General features: G+C 70.5%; 28 protein-coding genes. 3 read left to right on the forward strand and 25 right to left on the reverse strand.

Annotated features, from left to right (window positions below; genetic code table 11):
* Window positions 1-144 precede the first annotated feature (144 nt).
* Complete coding sequence (locus tag ACYVL2_RS17310) at window positions 145-468, reverse strand: type II toxin-antitoxin system PemK/MazF family toxin (protein ID WP_460545615.1); 324 nt, start codon at window positions 466-468, stop codon at window positions 145-147.
* Complete coding sequence (locus ACYVL2_RS17315; protein ID WP_460545617.1) at window positions 465-734, reverse strand: hypothetical protein; 270 nt, start codon at window positions 732-734, stop codon at window positions 465-467. Before ACYVL2_RS17315 ends, ACYVL2_RS17310 begins: the two co-directional genes overlap by 4 nt.
* A 155-nt stretch (window positions 735-889) precedes the next feature.
* Between ACYVL2_RS17315 and ACYVL2_RS17320 the strand changes: the two genes are divergently transcribed.
* Window positions 890-1,750, forward strand: a complete 861-nt coding sequence (locus ACYVL2_RS17320; RefSeq protein ID WP_460545619.1) for a cellulose binding domain-containing protein — start codon at window positions 890-892, stop codon at window positions 1,748-1,750.
* Window positions 1,751-1,805: 55 nt separating this feature from the next.
* Here the strand turns inward: ACYVL2_RS17320 and argH are convergent, their stop codons facing one another.
* The 10 genes from argH to ACYVL2_RS17370 form a co-directional block, all read right to left on the reverse strand.
* A complete protein-coding gene (gene argH, locus ACYVL2_RS17325; RefSeq protein WP_460545621.1) occupies window positions 1,806-3,200 on the reverse strand; it encodes an argininosuccinate lyase in 1,395 nt (464 codons plus the stop codon).
* On the reverse strand, window positions 3,200-4,405 hold the full coding sequence (locus tag ACYVL2_RS17330) for an argininosuccinate synthase (protein ID WP_460545623.1): 1,206 nt from the start codon (window positions 4,403-4,405) through the stop codon (window positions 3,200-3,202). The genes argH and ACYVL2_RS17330 overlap by 1 nt, the downstream gene beginning before the upstream one ends.
* Window positions 4,405-4,935: an arginine repressor gene (locus tag ACYVL2_RS17335; protein ID WP_460545625.1), complete on the reverse strand. Its 531-nt coding sequence runs from the start codon at window positions 4,933-4,935 to the stop codon at window positions 4,405-4,407. The genes ACYVL2_RS17330 and ACYVL2_RS17335 overlap by 1 nt, the downstream gene beginning before the upstream one ends.
* Window positions 4,932-5,879, reverse strand: coding sequence for an ornithine carbamoyltransferase (gene argF, locus ACYVL2_RS17340; RefSeq protein WP_460545627.1), 948 nt, complete (start codon window positions 5,877-5,879; stop codon window positions 4,932-4,934). The genes ACYVL2_RS17335 and argF overlap by 4 nt, the downstream gene beginning before the upstream one ends.
* Complete coding sequence (locus ACYVL2_RS17345; RefSeq protein ID WP_460545629.1) at window positions 5,876-7,078, reverse strand: PLP-dependent aminotransferase family protein; 1,203 nt, start codon at window positions 7,076-7,078, stop codon at window positions 5,876-5,878. The genes argF and ACYVL2_RS17345 overlap by 4 nt, the downstream gene beginning before the upstream one ends.
* A complete protein-coding gene (argB, locus tag ACYVL2_RS17350) occupies window positions 7,075-7,977 on the reverse strand; it encodes an acetylglutamate kinase (protein WP_460545632.1) in 903 nt (300 codons plus the stop codon). Before argB ends, ACYVL2_RS17345 begins: the two co-directional genes overlap by 4 nt.
* The gene (gene argJ / locus ACYVL2_RS17355) at window positions 7,974-9,128 is read right to left on the reverse strand and encodes a bifunctional glutamate N-acetyltransferase/amino-acid acetyltransferase (RefSeq protein ID WP_460545634.1); all 1,155 of its coding nucleotides are present in this window, start codon (window positions 9,126-9,128) and stop codon (window positions 7,974-7,976) included. Before argJ ends, argB begins: the two co-directional genes overlap by 4 nt.
* Before the next feature lie 97 nt (window positions 9,129-9,225).
* Window positions 9,226-10,239: an N-acetyl-gamma-glutamyl-phosphate reductase gene (gene argC / locus ACYVL2_RS17360; RefSeq protein WP_460545636.1), complete on the reverse strand. Its 1,014-nt coding sequence runs from the start codon at window positions 10,237-10,239 to the stop codon at window positions 9,226-9,228.
* Between the two features lie 87 nt (window positions 10,240-10,326).
* Window positions 10,327-10,968 (reverse strand): transcriptional regulator, encoded by a 642-nt coding sequence (locus ACYVL2_RS17365; RefSeq protein WP_460545638.1) that lies wholly within the window; start codon window positions 10,966-10,968, stop codon window positions 10,327-10,329.
* The gene (locus ACYVL2_RS17370) at window positions 10,965-12,119 is read right to left on the reverse strand and encodes a sensor histidine kinase (protein WP_460545640.1); all 1,155 of its coding nucleotides are present in this window, start codon (window positions 12,117-12,119) and stop codon (window positions 10,965-10,967) included. Before ACYVL2_RS17370 ends, ACYVL2_RS17365 begins: the two co-directional genes overlap by 4 nt.
* A 157-nt stretch (window positions 12,120-12,276) precedes the next feature.
* Between ACYVL2_RS17370 and ACYVL2_RS17375 the strand changes: the two genes are divergently transcribed.
* Window positions 12,277-12,822 carry a hypothetical protein gene (locus ACYVL2_RS17375; RefSeq protein WP_460545641.1) on the forward strand — a complete coding sequence of 182 codons (546 nt, stop codon included), beginning with the start codon at window positions 12,277-12,279 and terminating at the stop codon, window positions 12,820-12,822.
* 3 nt (window positions 12,823-12,825) lie between these two features.
* On the opposite strand, the gene ACYVL2_RS17380 is transcribed toward ACYVL2_RS17375, so the two are convergent.
* The 13 genes from ACYVL2_RS17380 to ACYVL2_RS17440 form a co-directional block, all read right to left on the reverse strand.
* The gene (locus ACYVL2_RS17380; RefSeq protein WP_460545643.1) at window positions 12,826-13,215 is read right to left on the reverse strand and encodes a DUF4190 domain-containing protein; all 390 of its coding nucleotides are present in this window, start codon (window positions 13,213-13,215) and stop codon (window positions 12,826-12,828) included.
* Between the two features lie 84 nt (window positions 13,216-13,299).
* Window positions 13,300-13,968 carry a phosphatase PAP2 family protein gene (locus ACYVL2_RS17385; RefSeq protein ID WP_460545645.1) on the reverse strand — a complete coding sequence of 223 codons (669 nt, stop codon included), beginning with the start codon at window positions 13,966-13,968 and terminating at the stop codon, window positions 13,300-13,302.
* 18 nt (window positions 13,969-13,986) lie between these two features.
* On the reverse strand, window positions 13,987-14,367 hold the full coding sequence (locus tag ACYVL2_RS17390) for a DUF4190 domain-containing protein (protein WP_460545647.1): 381 nt from the start codon (window positions 14,365-14,367) through the stop codon (window positions 13,987-13,989).
* 70 nt (window positions 14,368-14,437) lie between these two features.
* Window positions 14,438-15,997 carry a penicillin-binding transpeptidase domain-containing protein gene (locus ACYVL2_RS17395; protein ID WP_460545650.1) on the reverse strand — a complete coding sequence of 520 codons (1,560 nt, stop codon included), beginning with the start codon at window positions 15,995-15,997 and terminating at the stop codon, window positions 14,438-14,440.
* 108 nt (window positions 15,998-16,105) lie between these two features.
* Entirely contained in the window at window positions 16,106-18,574 is a 2,469-nt protein-coding gene (gene pheT, locus ACYVL2_RS17400) for a phenylalanine--tRNA ligase subunit beta (RefSeq protein WP_460545651.1), read from the reverse strand.
* A gap of 3 nt (window positions 18,575-18,577) precedes the next feature.
* Entirely contained in the window at window positions 18,578-19,645 is a 1,068-nt protein-coding gene (pheS, locus tag ACYVL2_RS17405; protein ID WP_460545652.1) for a phenylalanine--tRNA ligase subunit alpha, read from the reverse strand.
* A 146-nt stretch (window positions 19,646-19,791) separates the two neighbouring features.
* Window positions 19,792-20,598 carry a TrmH family RNA methyltransferase gene (locus ACYVL2_RS17410; RefSeq protein WP_460545654.1) on the reverse strand — a complete coding sequence of 269 codons (807 nt, stop codon included), beginning with the start codon at window positions 20,596-20,598 and terminating at the stop codon, window positions 19,792-19,794.
* Window positions 20,599-20,982: a 50S ribosomal protein L20 gene (gene rplT, locus ACYVL2_RS17415; RefSeq protein ID WP_460545656.1), complete on the reverse strand. Its 384-nt coding sequence runs from the start codon at window positions 20,980-20,982 to the stop codon at window positions 20,599-20,601.
* Window positions 20,983-21,025: 43 nt separating this feature from the next.
* On the reverse strand, window positions 21,026-21,220 hold the full coding sequence (gene rpmI / locus ACYVL2_RS17420) for a large ribosomal subunit protein bL35 (RefSeq protein ID WP_460545658.1): 195 nt from the start codon (window positions 21,218-21,220) through the stop codon (window positions 21,026-21,028).
* Window positions 21,221-21,300: 80 nt separating this feature from the next.
* Window positions 21,301-21,870: a translation initiation factor IF-3 gene (infC, locus tag ACYVL2_RS17425; protein WP_460545660.1), complete on the reverse strand. Its 570-nt coding sequence runs from the start codon at window positions 21,868-21,870 to the stop codon at window positions 21,301-21,303.
* Window positions 21,871-22,180: 310 nt separating this feature from the next.
* The gene (locus ACYVL2_RS17430) at window positions 22,181-22,651 is read right to left on the reverse strand and encodes a PH domain-containing protein (RefSeq protein WP_460545662.1); all 471 of its coding nucleotides are present in this window, start codon (window positions 22,649-22,651) and stop codon (window positions 22,181-22,183) included.
* A gap of 22 nt (window positions 22,652-22,673) precedes the next feature.
* A complete protein-coding gene (locus ACYVL2_RS17435) occupies window positions 22,674-23,069 on the reverse strand; it encodes a hypothetical protein (protein ID WP_460545664.1) in 396 nt (131 codons plus the stop codon).
* Window positions 23,066-23,371 (reverse strand): ribbon-helix-helix domain-containing protein, encoded by a 306-nt coding sequence (locus tag ACYVL2_RS17440; protein ID WP_460545666.1) that lies wholly within the window; start codon window positions 23,369-23,371, stop codon window positions 23,066-23,068. The genes ACYVL2_RS17435 and ACYVL2_RS17440 overlap by 4 nt, the downstream gene beginning before the upstream one ends.
* 120 nt (window positions 23,372-23,491) lie before the next feature.
* Here ACYVL2_RS17440 and ACYVL2_RS17445 point away from each other — a divergent pair, with 120 nt between their 5' ends.
* Window positions 23,492-24,973 (forward strand): aminopeptidase P family protein, encoded by a 1,482-nt coding sequence (locus ACYVL2_RS17445; protein ID WP_460545668.1) that lies wholly within the window; start codon window positions 23,492-23,494, stop codon window positions 24,971-24,973.
* Window positions 24,974-25,138: the final 165 nt, after the last annotated feature.

Here is a 25,138-nt window from a genome sequence, read left to right on the forward strand (position 1 = left end):
GTGGCTCGACCGGGTCCTGCCGCACGTGACCGTGGAGCTCGAGCCGGAGCACCGGGAAGCGCGGAGAGAACCGGCCGCGGCCCGCTGACGGCCGCGCCGACAACTGACGCGCGGCCCCCGACGCTGAGCGTCGGGGGCCGCGCGTCAGTGCGCCAACCCGAGGTATCTGGCCGCGGCGTATTCGACTTGCTCCATGTCCTCTTGGCCGAGGAAGTCGACAAGGCCGCCGGTGACGTAATGCGTATCGATGCTTCGCATCTGGTCCACGAGCAGCAACGTCTCCCGTCCCGCAACGACCATTTCGGGTCGGAAGACCGCTGGCTTGGCGCTCGTCGAGGTTGGAACGACCATGACGGTGCTCCATTGGTCGAAGTGGTTGCTGAGCACTAGTCCGAGCCGCTTTCCTCGCTGCTCATGGCCGCGCTTTGCCTCCCCCAGATCGATGGGGTAGACGGCACCGCGGATCACCGCCCACTGCCCTCACGGCTCGGGACGGTGATATCCGTACCGGTGATTCGGATGTCGCCCGACTCGTCATACTCCCAAGCGTCTGGCTCCTCAGCCAGGTTCTCCAAGGCGAGACGTGCCATGTCGGCCCGCGCCTGGTCTTCCCACGCAAGCCGTTCGAGACTGCGCAGTCCTCGGCGGATCACGTCGGTAGTGTTCTCACCTTCTCGTTGAAAGCTGCGGATGATCCGCTCATCCTCGTCCGTGGGTCTGAAACCGATACTCACACGACCAGTGTACAACATTTGTAGAACAACAAACCTGCGCTCGATTGCCGAGCGTGACCGCCTTGACATTGAACCGCTATATTCGGATACTTCTATTTGTACCGCTTCGTAGCGCGATGGTTGGGAGCGCTCTCAGAATCCGCCTTGGAGTCGCGATGAACCGATTGCCCACCCTCCTGCGTAACATCCTGACCCTCGCCGGCGCCCTGTTCCTCGCCGCCGGACTCGCCTCGCCGGCCGCCGCCGAGCACCCCGCGTACGCCCCGACCCCGTTCGAGCTCTCCGTCACCGGCGAAGACCGGTGCACCGTGTTCCACACCGAAGGCCAGGCCTTCTGGCCCGCCGCCCACGACCCCGAGGTCCCGTCGGTGCAGATCGAAGGCACCGCCGCGATCGTGCCGCCGCCGCCCGGCCAAGTCTGCCTCACCGTCGTCCCCCGCCCACGCCAGATCGAGTTCACCGCCCACGTCAGCGACTGGCCGGTCGACGAGCACATCGTGCCGATCAAGGGCCCCGACGACGGCGGACCGTACCCCGGCACCGGCGCTCCCTACGAGTTCTCGCTCGACTCGCCCGTCGACGCCGAGATCGAATACGTGACCGCGGCGATCTGCGTGGTGCCCGACGAGAACGGCACCACCCCGGTCGACCGCTGCGGCGAACCGATCACCATCGAGCGGGGCGGCAACGAACGGCCCGAAGACGACTACTGCACCCACGACCTGGCGATCGTCAACGAATGGAGTTCCGGATACCAGGGGCAGGTCACCATCGCCGCCGATGAGCCGATCGAGGACTGGCGCGTCCTCCTCCACTTCTCCGGAGGCCAGCGGATCCTCTCGGGCTGGAACGGCGACTACGCCCAGAACGGCTCGACGACAGAGATCACCCCACCCGACTGGTGGTCGGGCTCGGGCTCCCACACCGTGACCGTCGGATTCGTCGTCTCCGGTCCCAGCCGGCCGCTCCCGGACGTCGAGGCGTGGGCCAACGGCCAACGGTGCTCAGCGGCGTGACCGGATAACGGCCGCGGGGCGCTCACCCATGCCCCGCGGCCCGTCCAGTGGGCCGTCAACCGGCCCAGGCCCGCCACCGGTCCACGGCCTCGCGCACGGCCGCCAGCTGATCGGCCACGGCCTTCGGCCCCGTCGAACCCGGTGTCGTGCGCGCGGCCAGCGCGCCGTCCACATCGAGCACCGCCTTGACGGCCGGATCGAGGTGCTCCGAAATGGAGGCGAGGTCGGCGTCGTCGATCTCGTGCAGCTCGATGCCCCGCTCCTCGCAGTGGGCCACACAGGCGCCGGCGACCTCATGGGCGCTGCGGAACGGCACGCCGTTGCGGACCAGCCAGTCGGCGATCTCGGTCGCCAGACTGAAACCCTTGGGGGCCGCCTCGCGCGGCACATCGACGTTGAAGGTCAGCGTCTCGACCATCCCGATGACGGCCGGCAGCAGCAGCTCCAGGTTGTCCAGGGAGTCGAAGACCGGCTCCTTGTCCTCCTGCAGGTCCTTGTTGTAGGCGAACGGAAGTCCCTTCAGCGTCACCAGCAGGCCGGTGAGGTTGCCGACCAGGCGCCCGGACTTGCCGCGGGCGAGTTCGGCGACGTCGGGGTTCTTCTTCTGCGGCATGATCGACGACCCGGTCGAGAACGCGTCGTCGAGCGTGACCCAGCCGAACTCCTGGCTGGCCCACAGGATGACCTCCTCCCCCAGGCGGGAGAGGTGCACGCCGATCATGGAGCACACGAAGGCGAGTTCGGCGGCGAAGTCGCGGTCGGCGACGCCGTCGATGGAGTTCGCGGCCGGGGCGTCGAAGCCGAGTTCGGCGGCGACGGCCGCCGGGTCGAGCGGCAGCGACGAGCCGGACAGTGCCCCGGAGCCGAGCGGCGAGACCGCGGCGCGACCGTCCCAGTCGGACAGCCGGTCGAGGTCGCGCAGGAAGCCCTGGGCGTGCGCCAGCAGCTGGTGGCCCAAGGTGACCGGCTGGGCGTGCTGGAGGTGCGTCATGCCGGGGGCGGGCGCGTCGGCGACCGTCGCGGCCTGGTCGGCCAGCGCGCCCACCAGGTCGGCGAGGTCCGCGGCGAGAGCGCGCGCCCGGTCGCGGCAGTACAGGCGCAGGTCGGTGGCGATCTGGTCGTTGCGGCTGCGTCCGGCGCGGAGTTTGCCGCCGAGGTCGCCGAGTCGTTCGACCAGTCCGCGTTCGAGCGCGGTGTGTACGTCCTCGTCGGCGACGGTGCCGGTGAAGGCCCCGGATTCGACGTCGGCGGCGAGGTCGTCGAGCGCGGCGAACATCCGCTCGAGTTCGCTCGAGTCCAGGAGCCCGGCGCGGTGCAGCACGCGGGCGTGGGCCTTGGAGGCCCGCAGGTCGTAGGGCGCCAGCCGCCAATCGAAGCCGATGGAGGCGTTCAGGGCTTCGAGGGCGGCGGCGGGGCCGCCGGAGAAGCGTCCCCCCCAGAGTTTCGTCATCAGGCGCCCTTGACCCGCTCGTTCCGGGCGGCGGCGAGTTTCGCCGGGAGGCTCCACAGCTCGACGAAGCCGCGCGCGTTGGACTGGTCGAAGGCGTCGCCTTCGTCGTAGGTCGCCAGGTCGAAGTCGTAGAGGCTGGCTTCGGAGCGCCGTCCGGTGACGGTGGCTTTGCCGGCGTGGAGAGTCAGGCGGACCTCGCCGCTGACGTGGCTCTGGGTCTCGTCGATGAACGCCTCGAGGCTGTTCTTCAGCGGCGAGAACCACAGGCCGTCGTAGACCAGTTCTCCCCAGCGCTGGTCGACGTTCCGCTTGAAGCGGGCCTGCTCGCGTTCGAGGGTGACGTTCTCGAGTTCCATGTGGGCGGCGATGAGCGTGATGCCGGCCGGGGACTCGTAGACCTCGCGGCTCTTGATGCCGACGAGCCGGTCCTCGACCATGTCGATGCGGCCGATGCCCTGGGCGCCGGCGCGGTCGTTGAGGTCGTGGACGAGGTCGAAGGCGGACTTGCGGACGCCGTCGAGGGCCACCGGGCGGCCGCCTTCGAAGGTGATGACGACTTCGTCGGCCTCGCGCTGACCGGCCGGGTCCTGGGAGTAGGAGTAGATGTCCTCGATGGGTCCGTTCCAGATGTCCTCGAGGAAGCCGGTCTCGACCGCGCGGCCCCACAGGTTCTGGTCGATCGAGTACGGCGACTTCGCGGTCACGTCGATCGGGAGGCGCTTCTCCTCGGCGAAGGCGATGGCCTTGTCGCGGGTCCAGGCGAAGTCGCGGGCGGGCGCGACGATCTTCAGGTGCGGGGCCAGAGCGGCCAGCCCGGCCTCGAAGCGGACCTGGTCGTTGCCTTTTCCAGTGCAGCCGTGCGAGACGATGGTGGCGCCGTGCTTCGCGGCGGCCTCGACCAGGTGCTTGACGATCAACGGCCGCGACAGGGCGGACACGAGCGGGTAGCGGTCCATGTAGAGCGCGTTGGCGGCCACCGCCGGGAAGCAGTACTCGGCGGCGAACTCTTCACGCGCGTCGACGACCTCGGCGGCCACGGCGCCGCAGCCGAGGGCCCGTTCCCGGATGGCCTCGAGGTCCTCGCCGCCCTGGCCGACGTCGATGGCCACGGCGATCACTTCGGCGTCGAGCTGCTCTGCCAGGTACGGAATGGCGACGGACGTGTCCAGGCCCCCTGAGTAGGCGAGCACTACTTTCTCGGTCATCACTGGTTCTCCTTCATCTCACTGGTGGTGTACGGGGTGGGCACTTTGCCGGCCCAATGGAGCATCTGTTCGGCCACCTGCAGTCCGGTCACGCCGTTCCTGGCGATGACGGCGATGGTGTCGTCGCCGGCGATGGTGCCGATGACGTCGGCCAGGCCGGAGCGGTCGATGGCGCTGGCCATGTACTGGGCCGCACCGGGCGGGACGCGCAGGACCGCGAGGTTGGCGGAGTGGTCGGCGGAGACGAGGAGCTCGCGCAGGAGCCGCTGTAGCCGGTCGGGGGGCGCTTCGGCGTCGCGCAGGGGGCGGTCGCCTTCGGGGAAGATCGAGTAGACCGCCGGGCCGCCGTCGGTGCCGCGCACTTTGACCGCGCCGAGTTCCTCGAGGTCGCGTGAGAGCGTCGCCTGGGTGGCGTCGATGCCGCCGTCGGCGAGGAGGTTCTGCAGTTCGGTCTGGGAGTGGATCGAGCGGCTCGAGATGAGCTCGACGATGCGGGCCTGCCGGGCGGCTTTGCTGGTGGGCTGGTTCATTTCGATGCGCCTCCGATCAGGTGGGCCAGGAGGGCCTTCTGGGCGTGGAGGCGGTTCTCGGCCTGGTCGAAGACGCGCGAGTGCGGGCCGTCCATGACCTCGTCGGTGATCTCGTGGCCGCGGTGGGCCGGCAGGCAGTGCAGGACGATCGCATCGTCGGCGGCGTGGCCGAGGAGCCGCTCGTTGACCTGGTACTCGCTCAGATCGGCGAGGCGCCGGTCGTTGTCGTCCATGCCCATCGAGACCCAGGAGTCGGTGGAGACGACGTCGGCGTCGGCGACGGCCGTCGCCGGGTCGTCGGTGACGGTGACCGAGCCGCCGGTGGCGGCGTTGATCTCGGCGGCGCGTTCGAGGACCGCCTCGGCGGGCTGGTAGCCGGCGGGCGCGCCGATGCGGACGTGCATGCCGGCCATGGAGCAGGCGATGACGGTGGAGTTGCCCATGTTGAACGCCGCGTCGCCGACGTAGGCGATCGTGGCGCCCCGGAGCGGCCGGTGCTCGGCGACGGTCTGGAGGTCGGCAAGGAGCTGGCAGGGGTGCCAGCCGTCGGTGAGGGCGTTGACGACCGGGACGGTGGCGTGCTCGGCGAGTTCGGCGATGCGGTCGTCGCCGAAGGTGCGGATGACGATGGCGTCGACGTAGCGGGACAGGACCGCGGCGGTGTCGGCGACGGTCTCGCCCCGTCCGAGCTGCGTGGACTGGGAGTCGATGACGACGGGGTTGCCGCCGAGTTCGGCGATGCCGACCTGGAACGACAGGCGGGTGCGGGTCGAGGGCTTCTCGAAGATCACCGCGACCGATTTGGGTCCGGCCAGTGGGCCGTGGCCGTGCCGGTCGCTCTTCATCGCGGCGGCCAGGTCGAGGATCCGGGATTGCTCGTCGACGGTGAGGTCGTCGTCTTTCAAGAAGTGCTTTGCGGTCTGCTCCGCGGTCTGCCGGGTCACGGTCGTCCTCCGGGGGCTGGCGATACGTCGTCGAGTGCGGCGATGAGCTTGTCGCAGAACTCGTCGAGCTCGGTGGCGGTGATGGTGAGCGGCGGTGCGATCCGGATCGTGTCGGGCCGCACCGGGTTGGCGAGCACGCCGTTCGCGGCGAGGGCCGCGCAGACGTCGGCGGCGATCGGCTCGGTCAGCGCGATGCCCCGCCACAGCGCGACGCCTCGGACCTCGGCGATGCGCTTGTCGGATTCGAACCGCGCATCGAGGCGTTCGCCGAGGCCCAGGACGTTGTCGAACAGGTGCTCCCGTTCGATGGTGTCGATGACGGCGAGCGCGGCGGCGCACGCGATCGGGTTGCCGCCGAAGGTGGAGCCGTGCGTGCCTGGGGTGAGGGCCTCGGCGAAGCGGCCGGCGCCGATGGCGGCCCCGATCGGGACGCCGCCGCCCATGCCCTTGGCGACGGTGATGACGTCGGGGACGATGCCGGCGGCGTGGTGGGCGAACCAGGCGCCGGTGCGGCCGAAGCCGGACTGGATCTCGTCGATGACGAGCGCGGCGCCGGCATCGGCGGTGAGCCGGCGGGCGGCGGCGAGGTAGTCCGGCGAGGCGGGGACGACGCCGGCTTCGCCTTGGGTCGCCTCGAGGAATACCGCGGCGGTCCGGTCGTCGACGGCGGCTTCGAGGGCTTCGACGTCGCCGTGGGGCACGAACGCGACGTCGCGGCCGAGCGGCTCGAACGGTTGGCGGATCGCGGCCTTGCCGGTGATCGAGAGGGAGCCGAGCGTCCTGCCGTGGAAGCCGTTCTCGGCGGCGACGATCTTGCTGCGGCCGCTGTCGGCGCCGGCCAGGAGCGTCAGCTTGAGGGCGGCCTCGTTGGCTTCGGTGCCGGAGTTGCAGAAGAAGACCTTGCCGTCGACGCGCGAGAGTTCGAGGAGCTTCTCGGCGAGCTCGACCTCCTTCTCGTGGAGGTAGAGGTTGGAGGTGTGGGCCAGGCGCGCGGCCTGGACGCTGACGGCCTCCACCAGCGCGGGGTGGTTGTGGCCGAGGCTGGAGACGGCGATGCCGCCGATCATGTCGAGGTAGGTGTCGCCGTCGACGTCGGTGACGTGGCGGCCCTCGCCTTCGCGGATGGCGACGGGAGGGAGCCCGTAGTTGCCCATGACGGCGGCCTTGAAGCGGCCCTTGAGTTCGTCCGAGTAGCTCATTTGCCCTCCGCGACCATCGTGCCGACGCCTTCGGAGGTGAAGATCTCCAGCAGCGTCGAATGGGGAACGCGCCCGTCGATGACGTGCGCCTGGGGTACGCCGCCCTTGACCGCCCGCAGGCATGCCTCCATTTTGGGGACCATGCCGGACTGGAGTTTCGGCAGCAGTTCGGCGAGTTGGGAGGTGGTGACCTGCCGCAGCAGCGAGTCCTTGTCCGGCCAGTCCGCGTAGAGCCCTTCGACGTCGGTCAGGATGACCAGCTTCTGGGCGCCGAGCGCTTCGGCCAGCGCGGCGGCGGCGGTGTCGGCGTTGAGGTTGTAGAGGACGCCTTCGTGGTCGAGCGCGACGGTGGAGACCACGGGGATGCGCCCGGCGGCGATGAGGTCGTCGACGGCGTCGGTGTTGACGCTGGCGACGTCGCCGACCCGGCCGACGTCGACCCGTTCGCCGTCGACGTCGGCCCAGCGGCGCTTGGCGGTGAAGAGCTGGGCGTCCTCACCGCTCATGCCGACGGCGTGCGGGCCGTGGTTGTTGATGAGGCCGACCAGTTCCCGGCCGACCTGGCCGACCAGGACCATGCGGACCACGTCGGCGGCCTCGGGGGTGGTGACGCGCAGGCCGCCTTTGAACTCGGAGGCGATGTCGAGCTTCTTGAGCATCGCCGAGATCTGCGGCCCGCCGCCGTGGACGACGACGGGTTTGATGCCGACGCAGTGGAGGAACACCATGTCGGCGGCGAAGGCGGACTGGAGCTCGGGGTTGATCATGGCGTTGCCGCCGTACTTGATGACGACGGTGTGCCCGGCGAAGCGCTGCAGCCAGGGCAGGGCCTCGACGAGCGTCTCGGCCTTGCCGAGCGCGTCCTTCAGGTGCGGTGCCAGGTTGTCGATGCTGTTCATGTGGAGTAGGCCGAGTTCTCGTGGACGTAGTCGTGGGACAGGTCGTTCGTCCAGACGGTGGCCTGGGCGTCGCCGTTGTGCAGGTCGACGGTGATGTCGACGGCGCGGCCGGACAGGTCGACCTTGTCGCGCGGTTCGCCGGCGGCGCCGGACCTGCAGATCCACACCCCGCCTATGGCGACGTCGACCGCGTCGGCGTCGAACGGCGCCTTGGCGCATCCGACGGCGGCGAGGATGCGGCCCCAGTTCGGGTCGCAGCCGAACATGGCGGTCTTGACCAGGTTGTCGCGGGCGACGCATCGGGCGACCTCGACCGCGTCGTCTTCAGTGTGCGCCCCGGTGACGGTGATGGCGATGTCTTTGGTCGATCCTTCGGCGTCGGAGAGCAGCTGGTGGGCCAGCTCGGTGCACAGGCTCGTCAGGGCGGCGGTGAACTCGTCGGGGTCGGCTTCGACGGCCGAGGCGCCGGAGGCGAGCAGGAGCACGGTGTCGTTGGTCGACATCGAGCCGTCGGAGTCGAGCCGGTCGAAGGAGTACCGGCAGGCGGTGCCGAGCGCGGCGTCGGCGGTGTCGGCGTCGATGAGGGCGTCGGTGGTGAGGACGACGAGCATGGTGGCCAGGCCGGGGGCGAGCATGCCCGCGCCCTTGGCGATGCCGCCGATCGTCCAGCCGGCCTCGGCGGTGCGGGAGGCGTTCTTGGCGACGGTGTCGGTGGTCATGATCGCCTCGGCGGCGGCTTCGCCGCCGGTCTCGGACAGGGCCGACGCGGCCTGGTCGACCCCCGGCAGGAGCTTGTCCATCGGGAGGCGCTCGCCGATCAGGCCGGTGGAGCAGACGGCGACCTCGATCGCACCGCAGCCGAGCGCGTCGGCGACTTTCTCGGCGGTGGCGTGGGTGTCCTGGAAGCCTTCGGGGCCGGTGCAGGCGTTGGCGCCGCCGGAGTTGAGGACGACGGCTTTGAGCGCGCCGTAGGTGAGCACCTGCCGGCTCCACTTGATCGGCGCGGCCTGGACGCGGTTGCCGGTGAAGCGGCCCGCCGCGACCTGGGAGGGCCCGTCGTTGACGACCAGTGCCAGGTCGGACTTGCCCGACTCCTTGAGGCCGGCGGTGACGCCGGAGGCCCGAAAGCCCTTCGGGGAGGTGACGGTCATGCGTTTACTCCGGTTTGGGGCGAGCTGTCGGACACGGCGAGTCGTTCGAGTTTCTCGAGCGAGCGAGCGGCTGGGTGGGGCGACGGGTGCGGGGCTGTCATGGCGCGACTCCGTTCACGGTCAGTCCCGCCTCTTCGGGCAGGCCGAGCATGAGGTTGGCGACCTGGACGACCTGTCCGGCCGCGCCTTTGCCGAGGTTGTCGACCGCCGAGCACACGATGATGCGGCCGGAGTCGGCGTCGATCGCGCCTTGGAGGTGGACGGCGTTGGTGCCGTACGTCGAGGCGGTGGCCGGCCAGGCGTCCTCGGCGAGGACGTGGACGAAGTGCTCGCCGTCGTAGGCATTGGCGAGGACTTCCCTGACGTCGGCGGCGGTGACGCTCGCCGCGGGCCTGGCGGTGACGGTGGCGAGGATGCCGCGCGGCATGGGCGCCAGCAGCGGGGTCATCGACAGGCTCGCCGCGCCGGTGGCCTGCTTGATCTCGGGGACGTGCTGGTGGGCGCCGACCTTGTACGGGCTCATCGAGCCGACGACCTCGCTGGCGAGCAGGCGCTTCTTGAGCGCGTTGCCGGCCCCGGAGGTGCCCGAGGCGGCGACGACGACCACGTCGGCCGGTTCGGCGATTCCCGACTCGATCAGGGGCCGCAGGGCCAGAATGGCGGAGACGGCGTAGCAGCCGGTGGCGGCGACCCGGTTCGCGGCGGTGATGGCCTCGCGCTGCCCGGGGAGCTCGGGCAGGCCGTAGGTCCAGGTCCCCGCGTGCGGGCTGTGGTAGTAGGCCTCCCAGGCGGCGGCGTCCTGGAGCCGGTGGTCGGCGCCGAGGTCGACGATCTTGGTGTCTTCGGGCAGCTCGGCTGCCAGCGCCGCGGACTGGCCGTGCGGGAGGGTCATGATGACCAGGTCGGCTCCGGCGAGCGCTTCCGGGGTGGTCTCGCAGAAGCGTCGGTCGGCGTAGGCGGCGAGGTGCGGGTGGACGGCGGTGATGCGTTCACCGGCCTGGCTGTGGGCGCTGGCGGCCACCACGTCGAGCTGCGGGTGGCCTGCGAGAATCCGCAGCACCTCGCCGCCCGCGTAGCCGCTGGCGCCTGCCACGGCGACCTGGTACGTCACGGTAAACCTCCGGGTTGAATGACTATGCAAAGCAATGTATCAGCATTCAAGTCGGTGGACAACGCGATATACCAATTTGTGGGACGTCTATCGTCCCTGCTCACGCGCGAAGATGGCGGCTTGGACGCGGCTGTGGAGGCCGAGCTTGGCCAGCAGGCGCGTCACGTGTGATTTGACCGTGGCCTCGGCCATGCCGAGGTCGGCCGCGATCTCGGCGTTCGAGAGACCTTCACCGATCAGCGAGAGGACCTCGCTCTCCCGCGCCGTCAGGCTCGCCGCGCCCCCGTCCTCGACCGGAATCGGGGCATAGGTCGGGCGCATGCGGCCGAACTCGGCGATGAGGTTCCGGGTCACGGCCGGCGAGATGAGCCCGTCGCCGCGGGCGACGACGCGGACGGCGTCGACGAGCGTCTGGGCGTCGGCGTCCTTGAGCAGGAAACCGGAGGCGCCGGCCCGCAGGGCGTCGAAGACGTTGGCGTCGTCGTCGTAACTGGTCAGGACCAGCACGTCGGTGACGCCGCGCAGCTCCCAGGCCGCGGCGATGCCGTCCTTGCGGGGCATGCGGACGTCCATGACGACCACGTCGGGCCGCAGGGCCGCCGCCCGTTCGACCGCTTCGACGCCGTCGGCGGCCTCGCCGACCACCTCGATGTCGTCGGCGCTGTCGAGCAGCATCCGCAACCCCGCGCGCACCGCGGCGTGGTCGTCGGCCAGCAGGACGGTCGTCATGGGGCTCCTCCTGTCGGGATCTCGGCACGGACGTGCCATCGCTCGCCGTCCGGCCCGGTTCGGACGGTACCGCCGAGCAACCGGACGCGCTCGGTCATGCCGACCAGTCCCGCGCCGCCGCTCGGAACGGCGGCGGCCGAAGCGTCGATCGCGTTGTCGACCGCCACGGTGAGGCGCTCGGGCTCATAGGCGATCGCGACCGCGGCGTCGGCGCCGTACTTCAAGGCGTTCGTCAGCGACTCCTGGACGACCCGGTAGGCGGCGGTCGCCACCGCGTCGGGCACTTCGCGGGGCGGCCCCTCGATGTCGAGTTCGACCTTCAAGCCGACCCGGCGCATCCGGTCGACCAGCTCGGGGAGCTGGTCGAGACGGAACGCGGCGAGTTCCTCGTCGGCCTCGCCGCCGCGCAGCAGGCCGATGATGCGACGCAGTTCGGCCAGGCCGTCCACGCTGCTCTGGCGGATCGCGGCGACCGACCGCTGAACGGTGGCCGCGTCGAGGTGCTCGCGGGCCTGGAGTCCGGTCGACTGCAACGCGATGGCGCTCAGGTAGTTCGCGACGGTGTCGTGCAGTTCACGGGCCATGAGGGTGCGTTCCCGCAGGACCGCCTCGCGGCGGCGCGCGTCGGCCAGGCGGGCGGTCTGCTCGGCCCGCTCGGCCTCCAGTTCGGCTCGGTCGTGGGCCTGGCGCACGATGATCGCGGTGATCGGCGGCGACACCAGGATCACCGCGGCGATGGCCATGGTGCTCACCACCGCAGCGACCGAGTTGCCTCCGAGCGCCGCCCACACGCCGTACGCGAGAATGCAGGCCGCGGTCGCCGGCAGCATGATCTGGAGCGCGCGCCGGGGACCGTAGCGGGCGAAGGAATACAGGTTGTCGGTGAGGATGCAGATCGCCGCCAGGGAGATCCCTATTCCGAGTTCGATCCCGAACCCGGCCAGGCCCGCGGTCAGGCACCACCCCGGATGGGCGCGACGCACCGCGACGCCGAAGCACACCAGCGCCAACGGCACGAAGCGCACCGCGATCGGCAGGTCGACCACGAAGCGCTCGTAACTGCCGAGCGCCGTGAGGACGGAACCGGCGGCGAACAGCGCTGCGGCGGCGATGAGGTCGGCACGACGGGCGCGACGCAGCGGGCGGTCCACGCCGCCCATCCCATCACGAACGAAGTCCGTCGGCGTCGGCCGCGCAGCCGAGACGCGGCTCCGACTTTGGTCGCAGGAGCGCCGATCCGTTCGTCGCATCCCGTTCTCCTCCCGTGCGCCGATGCACCGCGGGAGAAAAGGGCCGACCCTTGCAGGCGTGCTCGTTTACGTGATCATCGCCTGCGAAGTGGCGTTCTGGCTCTTCATCGCAGCCGGACTGACCGCCCGATACGCGCTGAAATGGAAGCGCGTCGGCGCGATCCTGCTGCTGAGCACCCCGGTGCTCGACCTGACGCTGCTAGCGGTCTCGATCGTCGACGTGCGATCGGGCGGCGAACCGGGGCTGCGTCACGCGCTGGCGGCGGTCTACCTCGGATACACGGTCGTCTTCGGGCACCGGACAGTCAAGTGGGCCGACGCGAAGGCGGCGCACCTGTTCGGCCAGGGTCCGCCGCCGCCGAAGCCGCCGCGGGCGTGGCTGCGGCGGTTCCGGTACGAACTCAAGATCTGGTTCGGCATCGTGGCGATGTACGCGATCGCTTGGGCGGTGACGGGTCTCTTCGTCCTCATCGTCGGCGACGCCGAGGCGACCGAGCCGCTCGTGGAGCAGATGCTCGGATGGGGCGCGATCGTCGGGATCGCCGCCTTGGTGCCCCTCAGCTACCTGCTGTTCCCGTCGAGCCGGTCGAGCCGAGATGGCTAGCGGTCAGCTGGGGAAGTCGCTCGGCTCGGGCGTCGGCCAGTTCTCCGGGTCGGACATCTCCGAGACGAACGGGATCCAGAACGAGAAGATCGCCAGGAAGTACAGGATCCAGAAGATGATCGAGGCGACGCCGATCCAACCGAGCACGATGCCGGTGACGGCGAAGCCGTCACCCTGCTCGCCGCGTTCGCGGATCTGACGGCGGGCGATCGTCCCGAAGATGAGTCCGAGGACGCTGATCGGGTTGCAGACGCCGACGATGCCCAGGACCATGGCGGCGATCGCCATGCCGTTCACCGGCCGGGGCGGCTGGTACGGGTAGCCGTACGGGGGCGGATACGGCGGCGGCGCGTTCGGCGGGGGCGGTCCGGACTGTGAGTCTGATGTGGACATACGGGCCTCTTCGATCGCCGGGCGGGGGTTCGCTCCACCGTAATACGGTGCGACCTGCGAACGCATCGCGGTTCCGTGCCGGATTCACTCCGCTTCGGAGGCTTCGGCCCATTGCGCGCGCCGTCGCCGTTCGCGCTCGAGCAGCGGGTCGAACGCCCGCCAGCACAGCAGCGACACCCCCAGGCCGGTGGCGGCGCCCCCGACGGTGTCGGTGAGCCAGTGGGCGTACTGCCAGGTGCGCGACCACATCATCCCCAGGACCAGGGCGACGGCGACCGGCCACCACCACCGAGCTCCGACCGGGATCGCGATGACGGTCGCGACCAGCACGATCGAGGCCATCCGAGCCGCGTGGCCCGACGGGAAGGCGTCCGTGACCACGTCGACCAAGACCTCCTCGGGCCGCGGGCGGTCGCCGACGAGCTTGAGCAGGTCGACCACGACGTAGGTCAGCGAGACGGCGGTGACGGCGAACAGCGCCGACCACCAGCGCCGCGCCGCCAGGAGGACGACCGCCGGCAGGAACACCAGCAGCAGGCCCCTGGTGCTCCCGCCGTGGTTGAACGCCTCGGCCAGGCCCCACAGCAGACCGTCGCGCGGTCCGGCCATGAGACGAAGCCAGGCGTCGTCGAGTCCTTGGAACGGCGGTGACAGCGGATCGGTCCGCACCAGGACGGCCACGAGGAGCGTGGCCGCGAGCAGGGCGACGGCGACGACGGTGAGGCGACGTCGCCGGAACGCCCTGGGCAACATGGTCGGACCCTAGCAGTCTTATGAGGATGAGACCGCGGCGATGACCGCGATGATGACGATGACGAGGTAGAGCGCCCAGAAGATGGTGAAGCCGAGGGAGACCCAGCCGAGGATTCGGCCGGCCTTCGCGATCGGACGCCCGATGCCGTGCCCGGCGTCGATCTGGCGCTGGGCGGTCTTGCCGAAGAAGAGGCCCATGAGCCCCAAGGGCGTGGCGAGGAAGATCAGGCCGCAGACGAGGGCGGCGACGGCCTTGGAGTTGATCTCGGGGCCGGCCATGTGGGACTGCGGCGGCATACCCGGTTGGGCGTAGGGCATGCCGGGCGGTGCGGGCGGGGGCTGCATGCCCGGGTTCGGCGGCGGGGGCGGCTGGGAGCCATAGGGTTCCGGTGTAGACATTCATTGCTCCTGTGTTCGGTGGATGGCACCAGCGTAGACATCGGCGGGCGGACCCGCGCGGGCGCGGTCCTCAGCACCAGATCCAGCCGCAGTCGTCGGTCGGGTCCTCACTCGGTTCCTCAGAGGTGGGTTCCTCGGTCGGCTCGGTCGGGTCGTCCGGAGGGTCGCTCGGTTCGTCCGTAGGTTCGTCGGAGGGCTCGTCCGTGGGCTCGTCGGACGGCTCCTCGCTGGGTTCCTCGTCGGCGCAGGCTTCGCTGGTGGGGTTGGCCCGGCAGTACTCGCTGTCGTCGTCGACGCTGCCGTCGTCGTTGCGGATGCCGTCGATGATGTCCTCGCCCTCGCCGGCCGCACCCTGCCAGGGTTCCGGCCGGTAGTCCCTGGCGTCGATCGCGGTGTCGACGACCTGGCGCCAGACCGGGATGCCGGCGGTCTCGGCGTCGTCGGCGTGCTCGGCGTCGCCGATCCAGGCGGCCACGCTCAGCTGCGGGATCGCGCCGACGAACCACGACTGCGGCGGTTCGTCCGGCCAGGCGGCGGGGAGGCCGAAGAACTCCCGGCCTTGGAGCGCGCCGCTGTGGCCGAGTCCGATGAACTGCAGGTCCCGGGCGGTCTCGGGCTTGAGGGCCTGGTTGGTGCGGATGCCTTGGGCGGGCTGGACGGTTTCGCCGGCAGAGTCGACGACGCGGTCGACGAAGTGGGTCTGGGCGTGGAGGCCGTCGGCGGCGATGGTGGCGTACGCCGAGGCCATGTCGACGACGCTGACCCCGTAGCCGCCGAACCCGGAGGCTTCGAACGCGCCTCCGTAGTCCGAGCCCTGCTCCAATTGGTGGACGGTGCCGTCGGCGTCGGCCATGGCGGTGACGCCGAGCCCGGCGGCGATGTCGAGGACCGCCTGGGCTCCGAAGGTCTCGGCGACGCTGCGGATCGCGGCGGCGTCGGATTCGCGGACCGCTTCGGTGAGGGTCACATCGGCGTCCTCGCCGCTCCACCACGAGTTGATCGACGCGCCGTTCTCGAGGGCGGTGGCGGCGGTGATCATGTCGAACACCGAGTCGGGCGGGTGGGGCGAGCCCGTGCCGACCGCGTCGGTGCCGTCCTCGCCCTCGGCTCCGAAGTAGCACAGGACCGCTCCGGTGCCCGGTTCGACGGCGACGACGACCCCGGTGTCCCCGGCGGTCTCGGCGGCCTCTTGGAGGCGCCGGTCGAGGGTGAGGACGATGCGGTGTCCGCCTGGGTTGTCGTCGGGGTGGTAGACCTGGTCGGCGCCGATGCCGTAGCGGGCCTCGAGTTCGCGGTGGACCTGCCCGATGAGGCTGGTGTGCCGGTCGGCGAAGTCGGCGGGGACGGCGTCGCCGCCGGAGTACAGGTAGGCCACGAGCGCTTCCGGCTCGCCGCCGGCGGTTTCGTCGGATCCCAGATGCTGGAGGCCGATGACGAGGCCGGCGGCGAGCACGAGGCCCACCGCCCCGGCGACGACGAGGTGGAGCTTGGTCGGGTGCCCGGGAAGCGACGGGAGCGGCAGTCCGTTGCCGGCGCGGTGGCGGCCCGCTCCGGCGCGGTGGCTGCCGCGCCGGGCACCGCTCCGATTCGGATGGCCCGCCTCAACGTGAGCATTACTCCCGTTTTCCACACACGTACCTTAAAATGTGCGGACCACTCGGCGGGCCCGGGTACCCGCAATTCGCCCAGCGGAGTCTTAATAGGACGAGCCGGCGGGACGCCCGCCGGCTCGTCGCGACTATTCGCGGATCGCCGCGCCGAACCGCTCACCGGCCACGGCGACCGCGGCGTCGCGAACGGCGACGCCCTCCTCGTTGGTCAGCGTCCGGTCGCCCGCCCGCAGCTCCATCTTGAACGCCAGCGACTTCTTGCCCTCGCCGAGCTTGGGGTCGCGGTAGACGTCGAACAGCCGCAGCGAGTCGAGCAGCTCTCCCGCGCCTTCGCGCAGCGCCGCCTCGACCTCGCCGGCCGAGACGGACTCGTCCACCACCAGCGCCACGTCGATGAGCGTCGCCGGGTAGTGCGAGATGACCGGCGCCGGAGCCAGGTCCGGCAGTGGGATCGCGCTCAGGTCCAGCTCCATCGCGGCCGTGCGACCCGGCAGGTCGAGCGCCGCGCACACCTCCGGATGCAGCTCGCCGGCATGGCCGACGACCTCGCCGTCCACCCTCAGCTCGGCGCACCGGCCCGGGTGCCAGGGCGCCGTCTCTCCTTGGGAGACGTCGAGATCCACGCCCGCGGCCTCGGCCGCGATCTCGGCGGCCTCGATCGCGTCGGTCCAGTCGACCGCGCGGCCGGCGCCGTCGACGCCCGCCGGTTCGGCCGTGCCGCACAGGATCGCCGCGAGATGACGGGGCTGCTCGGGCAGGCGCCGCACGGCGGCCGCGATCGCGGCGTCGTCCGGCCGGTGCGCCACCGGCAGCTCGACGGCCTCGAGCCCGGCCCAGCCCTCGGCGGGGCGGAAGACCAGGCCCTCCTCGAACACGGCCAGGTCCCTCGCTCCACGGGACAGGTTCGTCTTGACCGCGCCCACCAGGCTCGCCAGGACCGAGGTGCGCAGGAGCGGAGCCGACTCGTCGAGCGGATTCAGCACCGCGATCGCGTCGCGCCGAGGGTCCTTCTCGTCGAACCCGAGTTCGTCGGCGCGCTGACGCGAGACGAACGGGAACGTGTAGGTCTCGACATAGCCGTTGTCCGCCAGCGCCCGGGCCACGCGGCGCCGGCGGCGCTGCTGCGCCGTCAGGCCGGTGCCGGCGATGGCCCGCGGGATGCTCGAGGGGATGTGCCGGTAGCCGTGGAGCCGCGCGACCTCCTCGACCAGGTCGGCCGGGTCGGTCAGGTCGGGGCGCCACGTCGCGGGCGTGACGGTCAGGGTGGCCTCGTCGCCGGTGACCGCGCAGCCGGCGGCCTCCAGCATCGCCACGACCGTGGAGCGCTCGTAGTCGACGCCGATGGTCTTCGCGGGCAGGTCGACCGGCAGTCGGATCGGCTGGACCGGCCCGCGGTGGTCGACGTCGGCGATCCGGTCCGAGAGCGTCCCGCCGCCGTGCTCGACGAGCAGGTCGACCGCGCGCTGCGTGGCCAGGGCGCTCAGCGCGGGGTCGACGCCGCGCTCGAACCGCTTCGAGGCCTCGCTGGTGAGCTTGTGCCGCCTGGAGGTGCGGGCGATCGACACCGGGTCCCAGTGGGCGGCCTCGATGAGCACGTTGCGGGTCTCGGGTCCGACCTCGGAGGACTCGCCTCCCATGACGCCGGCCAGCGAGAGCGGCCCGGAGTCGTCGTAGATGACCATGTCCTCGGGGTCGAGCTCGCGTTCGACGTCGTCGAGGGTGGTGAGCTTCTCCCCCGCGCGGGCGCGCCGCACGACCAGGCCGCCTTGGAGGCGGTCGAGGTCGAAGGCGTGAAGCGGGTGGCCCAGTTCGAGCATGAGGTAGTTGGTGACGTCCACGGCAAGGCCGATGGGGCGCATCCCGGCGTGGGAGAGCCTGCGCGCCATCCATTCCGGGGACGGCGCGTTGGCGTCGACGCCGTGGACGGCGCGCAGCGTGAAGCGGGTGCAGCCGTCGGTCTCGACGCCGATCGGGTGCGGCGGCTCGTCGGTCGGCTTGTGCTCCACCGCTTTCGAGGCCGGGTCGGTGAACTCGACGCCGAGCTGGTGGGCGACCTCGCGGGCGACGCCGCGGATCGAGAAGCAGTAGCCCATGTCGGGGGTGATGGCCAGTTCGAAGACCACGTCGTCGAGGCCGACGACCGGGCGGGCGTCCTCCCCGACGGTGCCTTCGGGAAGGACCATGATGCCCTCGTGGTCGTCGGAGACGCCGAGTTCGCGGGCCGAGCAGATCATGCCGTCCGACAACCGCCCGTAGGTCTTGCGGGAGCCGATGGCGAAGCCGCCGGGCAGCACCGCGCCGGGCAGCGCGACGACGACGAGGTCGCCTTCGGCGAAGTTGCGGGCGCCGCAGACGATCGAGCGCGGCTCGTCCTCGCCGACCTCCACGTGGCAGTGCCGGATCGGCTTCTTGAACTCGGTGAGCTCCTCGATGGTGGCGACGCGTCCGACGACGAGCGGCCCGGTGACCTGCTCGCGCATGTCGTGGACCTCTTCGACTTCGAGTCCGGCGTCGACCAGCGCCGCGTCGAGCGCTTCGGTCGTGAGGCCCTCGGGCAGGGCGACGTACTCCGACAGCCAGGAGACTGGGATCCGCATCGGTTACTCCTCCACTCGCAGGCCGGCGGGGAAGCGGACGTCCCCGTCGATGATGTCGCGCAGGTCGGTGATGCCGTGGCGCAGCATGAGCGCGCGCTCGACGCCCATGCCGAAGGCGAACCCGGAGTAGACCTCGGGGTCGATGCCGCAGGCGCGCAGGACGCGCGGGTTGACCATGCCGCAGCCGCCCCACTCGATCCAGCGGGCGCCGTCCTTGTGGGCGGTGAACCAGACGTCGACTTCGGCGCTGGGCTCGGTGAACGGGAAGTAGGACGGGCGAAGGCGCGTCTTGGCCTCGGGTCCGAACACCGATTTGGCGAAGTGGTCGAGGGTGCCCTTGAGGTCGGCCATGGTGATGCCCTTGTCGACCACGAGGCCCTCGGTCTGGTGGAACACCGGCGAGTGGGTGGCGTCGAGCTCGTCGGTGCGGTAGACGCGTCCGGGCGCGACGGTGTAGATCGGCGGCTCCTTGGTGAGCATCGTGTGGATCTGCACCGTGGAGGTGTGCGTGCGCAGCACCATGCCGGAGCCGTGTTCGCCGTCGCCGCCGGCCAGGTGGAAGGTGTCCATCATGGTCCGGGCGGGGTGGTCGGGGTGGATGTTGAGCGCGTCGAAGTTGAACCACTCGAGCTCCACCTCGGGGCCCTCGCCGATCTCGTATCCCATAGCGACGAACAGGTCGGCGATGCGGTCCATCTGGACGTTGATCGGGTGGCGGGCGCCGGTGCGGCGCCGGGAGGTGCGCTCGGTGACGTCGACCCGCTCCTCGCGGAGGATCCGCTGCGCCTCGGCGGCCTCGAGGACGGCCTTGCGGGCCTCGAAGACCTCGGTGATCTCGGCGCGGGCGGCGTTGACGTTGCGGCCGGCCTCACCGCGCTCGGGGCCCGGCAGCGACCCGATCGCGCGGCGGGCCAGCGACACGGGGGCCTTGTCGCCGAGGCAGGCGGACTTGGCGGCGGCGAGATCCTCGAGGCTCGAGGCGGCCTCGATCGCCGTGCTCGCTTCTTTGACGGCCCTGGACAGGGCCTCCGGCTGGAGCAGGCCGGCCTGGTTGTCGTCTTGTTTGCTCATGCACTCTTCTCCTGGCGGGACCTTAAGGAGTGTAGGGAAGCCGCGCGGCTCGGCCGCAGCCCGCCAGGGAGTGTGTGGTCGGCTAGCGCCACAGCCCGCACCCGGCGGGCTGGATAAATGAGCGGTAGCCGTAAGACATGCGGCAATCATAACGCCTGGCGCTGCGCCGACGCACTCGCGTAAAGGCACACGCCCGCGGCGACGGCGAGGTTGAGGCTCTCGGCCCTGCCCCAGACGGGCACCCCGACGCGCCGGTGGGCCAGGAGCGCGGTGCCGTCGTCGAGGCCGTGGGCCTCGGAGCCGAACAGCCATACCGTCGGCGCGTCGAGTTCGCCGTTCGCGCCGAGCGCGAAGAGGTCCTCGCCTCCGGCGTCGGCGGCGAGGATCTGGGCGTGGTCGAACACGTCCAGCAGCTCGGCGGTGTCGGCGCCGCGGATGACCGGCAGGTGGAACAGGCTTCCGGCCGACGAGCGCACGCACTTGCCGTTGTAGGGGTCCACCGAGTCGGTGCCGAACACCACGCAGTCGGCGCCGGCGGCGTCGGCCGCGCGCAGGACCGTGCCGGCGTTGCCGGGGTCGGTGATGCCGTGGAGGACCGCGACCAGATCGGCTTCGGGAGGGAGCCGCTGGTCGAGGAAGCGGCAGACGGCGACCAGACCCTGCGGGGTGACGGTCTCGGCCAGCGAGGCGAGGGCCTCGTCGGTGACGGGGTGGATGTGGGCGCCGGCGGCGAGGGCGGCGTCGACGAGGTCGCTGTGGCGGACGTCGGCGTCGAGGTCGTAGAACAGGTCTTCCACGGCTCGGGCCCCGATCGCTTCGCGCACGGCCTGGGGTCCTTCGGCGAGGAACCGCTCGGCCTTGTCGCGGCCGCGGCGGCGCTGGAGCTTCCTGGCGGCGACGACCCGGGACGATCGCGCGGTGAGCGCGTCCGTCCCGGGTGAGTCGGATGCCATCTACTGCTCGGCGGGGGCGTTGACGTCCTCGGGGAGGGCGGCCTTCGCGACCTCGACCAGTCCGGTGAAGGCGGCCGGGTCGTTCACGGCCAGTTCGGCGAGGATCTTGCGGTCGACTTCCACTTCGGCGAGCTTGAGGCCCTGCATGAAGCGGTTGTAGCTGATGCCGTTGGCGCGGGCGGCCGCGTTGATGCGGGTGATCCACAGCTTGCGGAACTCCCGCTTGCGGGCCTTGCGGTCCCGGTAGGAGTAGGTGTACGAGTGCAGCAGCTGCTCTTTGGCCTTGCGGTACAGGCGGGAGCGCTGGCCTCGGTAGCCCTTGGCCTCCTCGAGTACGGTGCGACGCTTCTTCTTGGCGTTCACCGAACGCTTAACGCGTGCCACAGTTCATTCTCCTTGCGATAAAGCGGATTGAGTCAACGGAGGGCTAGCGGCCGAGGAGCTTCTTGACCTGCTTCTGGTCGGCCTTGGCCACCTCGGTGCGGCCGTCCTTGCTGCGCTTGAGCTTGGAGGTCTTGTGCTCCAGCAGGTGGTTCTTGCCAGCCTGGCGGCGCATCAGCTTGCCAGAACCGGTGACCTTGAACCGCTTCTTGGTGCCGCTGTGGGTCTTGTTCTTCGGCATCGTGCTTCTCCTTGTGTTCGATGGCCGCGGCTCAGCGGGCGCTCGCGGCGCCCGCTCGAGTCTCGGCGTTCGGGCGGTCGCTACTCGGCGGCCGCGCTGTCGGGGGCGCGGTCGCGTCCGCCCTTGCGCCCGCCGCCCTTGGCGTCGCCCTTCGGGCGGTGGGGCGCCACCACCATGACCATGTTGCGGCCGTCCTGCTTCGGAGCCGATTCGACCGAGCCGAGGCCGGCGATCTCTTCGGCGAGCTTGTCGAGCAGGCGCCGGCCCAGTTCGGGGCGGGACTGCTCGCGGCCGCGGAACATGATGGTGATCTTGACCTTGTCGCCGGCCTTGAGGAACCGCACGATGTGACCCTTTTTGGTCTCGTAGTCGTGCGTGTCGATCTTCGGCCGAAGCTTCATTTCCTTGATGACGGTCTGCTGCTGGTTGCGGCGCGAGGCGCGGGCCTTCTGCGCGGACTCGTACTTGTACTTGCCGTAGTCCATGAGCTTGCAGACCGGCGGGCGTGCTGTTGGCGCAACCTCGACCAGGTCCATGTCGACGTCGGCGGCCAACTGCAGGGCCTTGTCGATCGAGACGATGCCGACCTGTTCGCCCTGCGGGCCGACCAGGCGCACTTCGCGTGCCCGGATCTGGTCGTTAACGCGCAAATCGCTGATGGGGCCTCCTTGATTGCAATTCTCGCCGGTGCGGGTGCATCGGCGCCCCTAGTTTCTTCTACGGTCGCGTGTCCGCGCGTCGGCGCGGCCACACAGCAGGCCCCAGTTCCCAATAAAAAAGCCCTGGCTGCGTCAGCCAAGGCCCATTCCATGACACGACGCACTCGTGGTGAGTGGCGTGTGCGACCCGTTCGCCCTGAGGGCTGAGGGTGGGAGCTGGGCTCCGCTTTCGGTGCGCGACTCGTCGGCGCGCACAGCGACTAAGTATAACCCCATCCCGGCGCCGGGTCCCCGGGAGTCCCTATGAGCTCCGCGACTGTTCCAGCAGGGCCCTCAGGTGCCGGATGGCCTCGGCGGCGCGCTCCTTGTCGGAGAGCTGGATCGCCATGATCGGCAGCTCGTCGTCGTCGGCCAGCTCCATGATCGCCCACTGCATCCGGGCGGGCAGGGACAGGTCGACCACCACGTCCCAGGGCAGGCGGTGGGTGGAGACGACGTTGCGCACCTCGACGCCGTGCTCGTCGGCGCGCACCCGCAGCCGCAGGAACAGCAGGATGACCCCGCCGCCGATGAGGCCGAGCCCGACCATGGCGGCCTGGTCGACCCAGGTGATCGTGCCGCCCTCGGGAGTGGTGGCGCCGAGTGTGAAGGAGAGCGCGAACGCCGATCCGGCGAAGAGGATCGCACCGACCCACGCCCCGATGCGGGACTTGCGCGGCTTGTATTCGAGTGGCCCGACCTCGGTCATCGACTTCTCCCGTGTGGCTTCCATGCGTCTCTCCTCCAGGGTTCCCTTACGGCAGCTGGTCTATCTCCAGACCGGAGTCGAATGCCAGCAGCGTCTTCGGTTCGCCGGTCACTATGGGCCAGCCGGGGCGGTTCAGGCCACACCAGGCCACGTGGCCGGCGGCGATGTTGCCGTGCTGTCGGGACCGGGAGAGCATCAGGCCGACGTCGCGGGCCGACTTCTTGTCGAGTTCCATGACCACGGTCACCGGCAGGCCGAGCAGCACCAGGAGGGCGTCGCGGTCGCGGCGCCTGGCCTGCGCCCACGCCTCCGCCAGCGCCCCCGACGGGATGGCGAGCACCACGTTCTGCTCGAGAGCGGTGAACACCACGGCCTGCGGGTAGGGCATGGAGGTGGCGAAACCGACGATGGCCGACACGTCCAGGATTCGGCCACCGATCACGTTCTGCCCTCGCCCTCGTCGTTGTTGACGCCGAGGACCTCGCGGGCCCAGGCCAGGTGCTCGGCGCTGGGGGCCTGGCCCTTGCGTTCGAACAGGTCTTGGAGCTCGTTGAGGGATCGGTCGCGTTCGAGGCGCTCGGCCACGGCGGCCACGACGTAGTCGGACACCGACGCCGCCCGCCCGATCGCGACCAGACGTCGGATCTGTTCGACCTGGTCGGCGGGGAGGGAGACGCTCGAACGCGAGGAGTCCGCCCCCGGCCCGGGGGACGGATTGAGCGACGAATTGGCGCGATCGGTCACGGTCCTCAGGGTAGCCCGGGCTCGCGTCGGCCGGTGCGCGACATGACCGCGTCCGCGGTCGGGCCCGCGCGGTACCGTCAGGGGGAAGCTTGCAACCCGAGCCGGAGAGAAGGAGCTGCGATGGCTGAGAAGAAGTCGGGCGAGCGGCCGCACGATCCCAAGTTCCCCGAGAAGTTCCTGCAGTTCATGCGTTCGGGCTGGGGTCCTTCGCAGCTGCGGGTCGCGGAGCTGGAGCAGGCGCCGTACCACGCGCGCCGCCGCGAGGCGCTCTCCGATGCCTTCCCCGGCGAGACCGTCGTGGTGCCCACCGGGGCGGAGAAGGTGCGCGCCAACGACACCTTCTACCGGTTCAGGGCCGGCTCGGACTTCGCGTGGCTGACCGGCGACCTCGATCCCGAAGGGGTGCTGGTGCTGCACCCGAGCGGTTCGGGCCACGACGCGGTGCTCTACCGCCGGCCGCGCAAGGGCACCGACTCCGACGAGTTCTTCCGGTCGGCCAAGTACGGCGAGCTGTGGATCGGTCGCCAGCGGTCGCTGGAGGAGACTTCGACGCTGCTGGGCATCGAGTGCCGGGACGTCGAGACGCTCGGCGGGGCCCTCGACGGGCTGGGGCGCTCGAAGGTCCGGGTGCTGCGCGGATTCGACCCGGCGGTCGACGCCCGGTTCGAGGCCGAGGAGGCCGGCGTGGACGCCGAGGGCCGTCCGGCGCTGACGCGCGACCAGGAGCTGGCGGCGGTGCTCTCGGAGCTGCGGCTGACCAAGGACGCCTGGGAGATCGCGCAGCTGCGGGAGGCCGTCGACGCGACGGTGCGCGGTTTCGAGGACGTGGCGCGGATGCTACCGGCGGTCGGTTCGATCCCCGAGCGGCTCATCGAAGGGGTCTTCGGCACGCGGGCCCGAGTCGAGGGCAACGGCATCGGGTACGACTCCATCGTCGGCGCCGGTTCGCACGCGACCACGCTGCACTGGATCACCAACGACGGGCGCACGACGCCCGGCGAGCTGATCCTGATGGACATGGGCGTGGAGAACGACAACCTCTACACCGCGGACGTGACCCGGACGATTCCGGTCAGTGGCAGGTTCACGCCGCTCCAGCGGGAGGTCTACGAGATCGTCCACGCCTCGCAGCAGGCGGGCATGGACGTCATCAAGCCGGGCACGGAGTTCCAGGAGATCCACCAGACGTGCATGCGGGTGCTGGCCGAGGGGCTCGGCGACCTCGGCGTGCTGCCGGTGTCGGTGGACGAGGCGCTCGCCAAGGACTCGCTGGTGTACCGGCGCTGGACGCTGCACGGTTTCGGGCACATGCTCGGGATCGACGTGCACGACTGCGCGGCTTCGCGTCCGGAGCACTACTACCGCGGCAGGGTCGAGGAGAACCACGTGCTGACGGTGGAGCCGGGCCTGTACTTCCAGCCCAACGACGAGCTCGTGCCGGAGGAGCTGCGGGGGATCGGCGTCCGCATCGAGGACGACGTCCGCGTCACCGCCGAAGGATGCGAGAATCTTTCAGCGGGGCTGCCGCGCGCCGCGGACGACGTGGAGACCTGGCTCGCGGCCCAGCGTGAGGCCGGTCCGCGACGCGCCGACGAGCGCTGACCCCGCCCCGCTGCGAGGCGCCGACACCCACCGCGTATAGTCCGATTTTAGGCTTATATCCACCGCACCGGGCCGGCGGCGGCGACAACACCGCACACCAACCGCCCGCCGCCGCCGGCCACTAAAACCGCTGCGAGAGCCTTCGTCCAATACGACATCGGACAC

Source organism: Glycomyces halotolerans, assembly GCF_054779575.1.

Bases quoted from the DNA above. Each gene is read 5' to 3' on its own strand.
- ACYVL2_RS17320 (WP_460545619.1), top strand. From the start codon at position 890: ATGAACCGATTGCCCACCCTCCTGCGTAACATCCTGACCCTCGCCGGC.
- argH (WP_460545621.1), bottom strand. From the start codon at position 3,200: ATGACGAAACTCTGGGGGGGACGCTTCTCCGGCGGCCCCGCCGCCGCC.
- ACYVL2_RS17330 (WP_460545623.1), bottom strand. From the start codon at position 4,405: ATGACCGAGAAAGTAGTGCTCGCCTACTCAGGGGGCCTGGACACGTCC.
- ACYVL2_RS17335 (WP_460545625.1), bottom strand. From the start codon at position 4,935: ATGAACCAGCCCACCAGCAAAGCCGCCCGGCAGGCCCGCATCGTCGAG.
- ACYVL2_RS17345 (WP_460545629.1), bottom strand. From the start codon at position 7,078: ATGAGCTACTCGGACGAACTCAAGGGCCGCTTCAAGGCCGCCGTCATG.
- argB (WP_460545632.1), bottom strand. From the start codon at position 7,977: ATGAACAGCATCGACAACCTGGCACCGCACCTGAAGGACGCGCTCGGC.
- argJ (WP_460545634.1), bottom strand. From the start codon at position 9,128: ATGACCGTCACCTCCCCGAAGGGCTTTCGGGCCTCCGGCGTCACCGCC.
- ACYVL2_RS17365 (WP_460545638.1), bottom strand. From the start codon at position 10,968: ATGACGACCGTCCTGCTGGCCGACGACCACGCCGCGGTGCGCGCGGGG.
- ACYVL2_RS17380 (WP_460545643.1), bottom strand. From the start codon at position 13,215: ATGTCCACATCAGACTCACAGTCCGGACCGCCCCCGCCGAACGCGCCG.
- ACYVL2_RS17385 (WP_460545645.1), bottom strand. From the start codon at position 13,968: ATGTTGCCCAGGGCGTTCCGGCGACGTCGCCTCACCGTCGTCGCCGTC.
- ACYVL2_RS17390 (WP_460545647.1), bottom strand. From the start codon at position 14,367: ATGTCTACACCGGAACCCTATGGCTCCCAGCCGCCCCCGCCGCCGAAC.
- pheT (WP_460545651.1), bottom strand. From the start codon at position 18,574: ATGCGGATCCCAGTCTCCTGGCTGTCGGAGTACGTCGCCCTGCCCGAG.
- pheS (WP_460545652.1), bottom strand. From the start codon at position 19,645: ATGAGCAAACAAGACGACAACCAGGCCGGCCTGCTCCAGCCGGAGGCC.
- ACYVL2_RS17410 (WP_460545654.1), bottom strand. From the start codon at position 20,598: ATGGCATCCGACTCACCCGGGACGGACGCGCTCACCGCGCGATCGTCC.
- rpmI (WP_460545658.1), bottom strand. From the start codon at position 21,220: ATGCCGAAGAACAAGACCCACAGCGGCACCAAGAAGCGGTTCAAGGTC.
- ACYVL2_RS17430 (WP_460545662.1), bottom strand. From the start codon at position 22,651: ATGGAAGCCACACGGGAGAAGTCGATGACCGAGGTCGGGCCACTCGAA.
- ACYVL2_RS17445 (WP_460545668.1), top strand. From the start codon at position 23,492: ATGGCTGAGAAGAAGTCGGGCGAGCGGCCGCACGATCCCAAGTTCCCC.